Raw genomic sequence first — 6,172 nt, forward strand, 5'->3', positions numbered from 1 at the left:
GCCGCCACGGCCGCCCGCCTGGCCCGCCGCCCCGCCCCGGCCCAGTAGAGCAGCACGTAGGGCAGGAACCCGATCCCGCCCAGCCCCACCGCGGGCAGGGCCATCGCGGCCAGCACGCCCCTGGTCCCGGCCGGCGCCGCCCGGTCGCCCTCGGGCGTGAGCTGCGCCCGCGTCACGTCGCCCGCCGCGGAGTCGGGGGAGGCGTCCACCGGGACGGACGGGCCGCCGGAGTCGGGCGTGAACCGCCCCTTGCAGTCGTAACGCCCCTGGCCCAGGTCGGCGCAGGAGAGCACGGTCAGCGTCCCCGGCGTGCCGGTCCGCCCGGTGGCCAGCCGGAAGTCCTGGACCGACAGCACCGCCGGCAGCACGCAGATCCCCACCCACAGCAGCACGATGACGGCGCGCCCGAACGGCCCGGGACCGGGCCCGCGCGACGGGGTGACGAAGGTGAGATCGGGCAGGAAGTCGCTCATGCCCGGCAGCATCCCGCCCGCCACTTGGGATTGGCCTGGAAAGGACTGGGACATGGACCCGTCACCGGCGCGGGCCGTCCCGGCTTGCATAATCATCCTCTTGAGTGCATCATCTTCACAAGCAAGGTCATGAGACAGGGTGCATAGTTATGCAGGAGGGCCGGATGAGAGCAGCGATCGCGGGAGCCAGCGGCTACGCCGGAGGTGAGCTGCTCCGCCTCCTGCTCGGCCATCCCGAGTTCGAGATCGGCGCGCTCACCGCGGCCTCCAGCGCCGGCAGCCTGCTCGGCGCCCACCAGCCGCACCTGCCGCAGCTCGCCGACCGCGTCCTGGAGGAGACCACGCCGGGCGTGCTCGCCGGGCACGACGTGGTCTTCCTCGCGCTGCCGCACGGCCACTCGGCCGCCGTCGCCGCCGAGCTCGGCGAGGACACGATCGTGGTCGACTGCGGCGCCGACCACCGGCTCGCCGACCCCGCGGCCTGGCAGGAGTTCTACGGCGGCGACCACGCCGGCACCTGGCCCTACGGCCTGCCCGAGCTGCCCGGCCAGCGCGAGGTGCTGCGCACGGCCCGGCGCGTCGCCGTCCCCGGCTGCTACCCGACCTCGGTGCTGCTGGCCCTGTGGCCCGCCTTCGCCGCGGGCCTGGCCGGTCCCGACGTCGTCGTGGTGGCCGCCAGCGGCACCAGCGGCGCGGGCAAGGCGGCCAAGCCCCACCTGCTGGGCAGCGAGGTCATGGGCTCGGTCAGCGCGTACGGCGTGGGCGGCGTCCACCGCCACACCCCCGAGATGGAGCAGGGGCTGTCCGCCGTCGCCGGCGCCCCCGTACGCGTCTCCTTCACCCCCACCCTGGCCCCCATGAGCCGCGGCATCCTGGCCACCTGCACCGCCCCCGCCGCCCCCGGCCTCACCCGCGAGTCGCTGCGCACCGCCTACGAGGTCGCGCTCAAGGCCGAGCCGTTCGTCCGGCTCCTGCCCGAGGGCGTCTGGCCGGCCACCTCCATGACGTACGGCGCCAACACCGCCGCCCTCCAGGTGACGCTCGACGAGCGCGCCGGCCGCGTGGTCGCCGTCATCGCCATCGACAACCTCACCAAGGGCACGGCCGGAGGCGCCGTCCAGAGCGTCAACCTCGCCCTCGGCCTGCCGGAAGAGCTCGGCCTTCCCCTGACAGGAGTTGCTCCATGAGTGTCACCGCCCCACTGGGCTTCCGGGCCGCGGGCATCGCCGCCGGCATCAAGTCCGGCGACGCCCGCGACCTGGCCCTCGTCGTCAACGACGGGCCCAGCCGCGCCGCCGCGGGCGTCTTCACCGCCAACCGCGTCAAGGCCGCTCCCGTGCTCTGGTCGCAGCAGGTCCTGGCGGGCGGGCGGCTGCGCGCGGTGGTGCTCAACTCCGGCGGCGCCAACGCCTGCACCGGCCCCGAGGGCTTCCAGGACACCCACGCCACCGCCGAGAAGGTCGCCGAGGTCATCGGCGACAGCGCCGGCGAGATCGCGGTCTGCTCCACCGGCCTGATCGGCGAGCGGCTGCCGATGGAGGCCCTGCTGACCGGCGTCCAGACCGCCGCGGGCCAGCTCTCCCGCGACGGCGGCCTGGCCGCCGCCGACGCCATCCGCACCACCGACACCGTCTCCAAGATCTCCTTCAAGCGGGCCGACGGCTACATGGTCGGCGGCATGGCCAAGGGCGCCGGCATGCTCGCCCCCGCCCTGGCCACCATGCTCTGCGTGATCACCACCGACGCCGACCTGACCAGCGAGGAGCTCGACACGGCGTTGCGCGCCGCCACGGCGACCACCTTCGACCGGCTCGACTCCGACGGCTGCATGTCCACCAACGACACCGTGCTGCTGCTGGCCAGCGGCGCCGCCGGGGTCAGGCCCGACCTGGCCGAGTTCGGGCAGAAGGTGCAGGAGGTCTGCGCCGACCTGGCCAGGCAGCTGCTCGTGGACGCCGAGGGCGCCTCCAAGGCGATCGCCGTCGAGGTCGTCGGCGCCGCCTGCGAGGACGACGCCGTCGAGGTGGGCCGCACCGTCGCCCGATCCAACCTGCTCAAGTGCGCCATCCACGGCGAGGACCCCAACTGGGGCCGCGTCCTGGCCGCCGTCGGCACGACGAAGGCCGCCTTCGAGCCCGACCGCGTCAACGTCGCCATCAACGGCATCTGGATCTGCCGCGACGGCTCCGTCGGCGACGACCGCTCCAAGGTCGACATGCGCCCCAGGGACGTGACGATCACCATCGACCTGTCGGCCGGCCGCCACAGCGCCACGATCCACACCACGGACCTGACCGCCGAGTACGTCCACGAGAACTCGGCGTACTCCTCGTGAGGGCCGTCACCGCGGCCACCAAGGCCGAGGCGCTGATCGAGGCGCTGCCCTGGCTGACCCGCTTCCACGGCGCGACCGTCGTCATCAAGTACGGCGGCAACGCCATGACCGACGAGTCCCTCAAGGAGGGCTTCGCCGAGGACGTCGTGTTCCTGCACCACGCCGGCCTGCGCCCGGTCGTCGTCCACGGCGGCGGCCCGCAGATCAGCAGCGCCCTCGACAGACACGGCATCGAGTCCACCTTCACCGCCGGCCTGCGCGTCACCACGCCCGAGGCCATGCAGGTCGTCAGGATGGTCCTGGTCGGACAGGTGGGCCGCGACATCGTCGGCCTGGTCAACCGGCACGGCCCGTTCGCCGTCGGCATGTCCGGCGAGGACGCCTGCCTGTTCACCGCCGAGCGCAAGCCCGCGCTCGTCGACGGCGAGCCGGTGGACATCGGCCAGGTCGGCGAGATCGTCAAGGTCGATCCGGGCGCGGTGCGCGCGCTGATCGACGACGGCCGCATCCCGGTCGTCTCCAGCGTCGCCGCCGGCGTCAACGGAGAGATCTACAACGTGAACGCGGACACCGCGGCTGCCGCGCTCGCCGTGGCGCTCGGCGCGCAGAAGCTGATCGTCCTCACCGACGTCGAGGGCCTGTACGCCAACTGGCCCGACGACACCGACGTGATCGACCAGCTCGACGCCGACGAGCTGGAGAAGCTGCTGCCCACGCTGTCCAGCGGCATGGTCCCCAAGATGGAGGCGTGCCTGACCGCCGTGCGCGGGGGAGTGCCTCAGGCGCACGTCCTCGACGGCCGCGTGCCCCACTCGATGCTGCTGGAAATCTTCACCAACGAAGGAATCGGAACCATGGTGATGCCCTCATGAGCCTCCACGAGCGGTTCGAGCAGGCGTTCATGCCCAACTACGGCGTCCCCCCGATCGCCCTGGCCCGCGGCGAGGGCACCCGCGTCTGGGACGTCGACGGCAAGGAGTACCTCGACTTCATCGGCGGCATCGCGGTCAGCTCGCTCGGCCACGCCCACCCCGCCCTGGTCGAGGCCGTCTCCAAGCAGGTCGCCACGCTCGCCCACACCAGCAACCTGTTCCTGCACGAGCCCGAGGTGCTGCTCGCCGAGCGGCTGCTCGGCCTGCTCAACGCGCCCGCCCGGATCTTCTTCGCCAACTCCGGCACCGAGGCCAACGAGGCCGCCTACAAGCTCGCCCTCAAGTACGGCAAGCGTGAGGGCCGCTCCTACTTCGTGGCCGCCGAGAACGGCTTCCACGGCCGCACGATCGGCGCCCTGTCGCTGACCGGCAAGAAGGCCATCCGCGACCAGTTCGGCCCGTTCCCCGTCGACGTGCGCTTCGTCCCGTACGGCGACGCCGACGCGCTCAAGGAGGCGGTGACCGGCGACTGCATCGCGGTGTTCCTGGAGCCGACGCAGGGCGAGGCCGGCGTCGTCCCGCCGCCCGAGGGCTACTTCGAGGCCGCCCGCGAGATCTGCGACGCCACCGGCGCGCTGCTGGTCGCCGACGAGATCCAGTCGGCGATCGGCCGTACCGGCCACTGGTTCGCCCACCAGGCCGACGGCGTCACCCCCGACATCCTGACCCTGGCCAAGGGCCTCGGCGGTGGCCTGCCGATCGGCGCGTGCGTCGGGTTCGGCGAGGCCGGCCGGCTGTTCGGCAAGGGCGACCACGGCTCGACGTTCGGCGGCAACCCCGTCTCGTGCGCGGCGGCGCTGGCCGTGCTGGACAACCTCGACCTCGACCACGTCAAGTCGGTCGCCGCCGGGCTGCGCGGCGGCCTGGAGGCCGTCCGCCACCCGCTGCTGAAGGGCGTGCGCGGGCGCGGGCTGTGGCTGGCCGCCGTCCTGACGGAGGAGCGGTCCGCGCGCGTGCAGCAGGCCGCCGCCGAGGCGGGCTTCCTGGTCAACGCCCTCCAGCCGGACGCCGTACGCCTCGCGCCGCCGCTCGTGGTCACCCACGAGGAGGTGACCGCCTTCGTCGAGGCGTTCCCCGCGATCCTCGAGGAGGCGTCGGCGTGACCAGGCACTTCTTGCGGGATGACGACCTGACGCCGGAGGAGCAGACGGAGGTCCTCGACCTGGCCGCGGCGATGAAGAAGGACCGGTTCGGCTACCGGCCGTTCGAGGGCCCGAAGACCGTCGCCGTCCTGTTCGACAAACCCTCGGCCCGCACCCGCGTCTCCTTCCACACCGGCATCGGCGAGCTCGGCGGCCTGCCGCTCGTCGTGGACAACGTCGCGGTGCTGATGGGCAGGGGCGAGCCGACCGCCGACATCGCCCGCGTGCTCGACCGCCAGGTGGCCGCCATCGTGTGGCGCACCACCGGGCAGCGACTCGTCGAGGAGATGGCCGCCGCCTCGGCGGTGCCCGTCGTCAACGCGCTCACCGACGACTTCCACCCCTGCCAGATCCTCGCCGACCTGCAGACCGTCCGCGAGCGGCTGGGCGGCACGGCCGGGCTGACGCTGACCTACGTCGGCGACGGCGCCAACAACATGGCCCACTCCTACCTGCTCGGCGGCGCCACGGCCGGCATGCACGTACGGATCGCCGCCCCGGCCGGCTACCAGCCCGACGCGGTGATCCTCGGCCAGGCCGCCGCCGTCGCGGCCAGGACCGGCGGATCGGTGGTCGCGATGACCGACCCGGCCGCCGCCGTCCAGGGGGCGCACGTGATCGCCACCGACACGTGGGTGTCCATGGGACAGAGCGGCGAGCAGGAGCGGGCGGCGGCGTTCGCGCCGTACCAGGTGAACGCCGGGCTGCTGGAGCACGCCGCGCCCGAGGCGATCGTCCTGCACTGCCTGCCCGCCTACCGCGGCAAGGAGATCACCGCCGACGTCCTCGACGGGCCGGCCAGCGTCGTGTGGGATCAGGCGGAGAACCGGCTGCACGCCCAGAAGGCCCTGCTCCACTGGCTGGTGACCCGCGGATGACCATCCCGATGACCAAGGCCGCGCGGCAGGCGAAGATCACCGACCTGCTGCAGCGCAAGGCCGTGCGCTCCCAGCCGGAGCTGGCCAAGCTGCTGGCCGAGAGCGGCGTCGAGGTCACCCAGGCCACCCTCTCCCGCGACCTGGACGAGCTCGGCGCGCTCAAGCTGCGCGCCGACGACGGCTCCCTGGTGTACGCGCTGCCCGGCGAGGGCGGCGACCGCATCCCGCTCACCAGGACGGGCGGCGGCGGCGAGACCCCGGCGGCGCGGCTGCACCGCATCGCCGAGGAGCTGCTGGTGGCCGCCGAGGCCTCGGCCAACCTGGTCATGGTCCGCACCCCGCCGGGCGCCGCCCAGTTCCTCGCCTCCGCCATCGACCACGCCGACTGGGAGTCGATCCTCGGCACCGTGGC

At 73.3% G+C, this 6,172-nt stretch carries 7 protein-coding genes; 6 read left to right on the forward strand and 1 reads right to left on the reverse strand.

From position 1 onward, the window contains the following. Positions 1-473, reverse strand: a 473-nt coding sequence (locus ACWCSD_RS45675) for a hypothetical protein (RefSeq protein ID WP_449924865.1), incomplete at its 3' end; no start/stop codon positions are given. A gap of 164 nt (positions 474-637) precedes the next feature. Here ACWCSD_RS45675 and argC point away from each other — a divergent pair. The 6 genes from argC to ACWCSD_RS45705 all read left to right on the forward strand — a co-directional run. After that, a complete protein-coding gene (gene argC / locus ACWCSD_RS45680; protein WP_397165396.1) occupies positions 638-1,660 on the forward strand; it encodes an N-acetyl-gamma-glutamyl-phosphate reductase in 1,023 nt (340 codons plus the stop codon). Then, a complete protein-coding gene (gene argJ, locus ACWCSD_RS45685; protein ID WP_397165394.1) occupies positions 1,657-2,808 on the forward strand; it encodes a bifunctional glutamate N-acetyltransferase/amino-acid acetyltransferase ArgJ in 1,152 nt (383 codons plus the stop codon). Before argC ends, argJ begins: the two co-directional genes overlap by 4 nt. Beyond that, on the forward strand, positions 2,805-3,680 hold the full coding sequence (argB, locus tag ACWCSD_RS45690) for an acetylglutamate kinase (protein ID WP_449924869.1): 876 nt from the start codon (positions 2,805-2,807) through the stop codon (positions 3,678-3,680). Before argJ ends, argB begins: the two co-directional genes overlap by 4 nt. Further along, positions 3,677-4,843, forward strand: coding sequence for an acetylornithine transaminase (locus ACWCSD_RS45695; protein WP_449924872.1), 1,167 nt, complete (start codon positions 3,677-3,679; stop codon positions 4,841-4,843). The genes argB and ACWCSD_RS45695 overlap by 4 nt, the downstream gene beginning before the upstream one ends. Further along, the gene (gene argF, locus ACWCSD_RS45700) at positions 4,840-5,760 is read left to right on the forward strand and encodes an ornithine carbamoyltransferase (protein WP_449924875.1); all 921 of its coding nucleotides are present in this window, start codon (positions 4,840-4,842) and stop codon (positions 5,758-5,760) included. The genes ACWCSD_RS45695 and argF overlap by 4 nt, the downstream gene beginning before the upstream one ends. Continuing rightward, positions 5,757-6,172 (forward strand): arginine repressor (locus ACWCSD_RS45705; protein WP_449924878.1); only part of this gene is annotated, 416 nt, incomplete at its 3' end. The genes argF and ACWCSD_RS45705, both read left to right, overlap by 4 nt.

The organism is Nonomuraea sp. NPDC001684 (assembly GCF_053596515.1).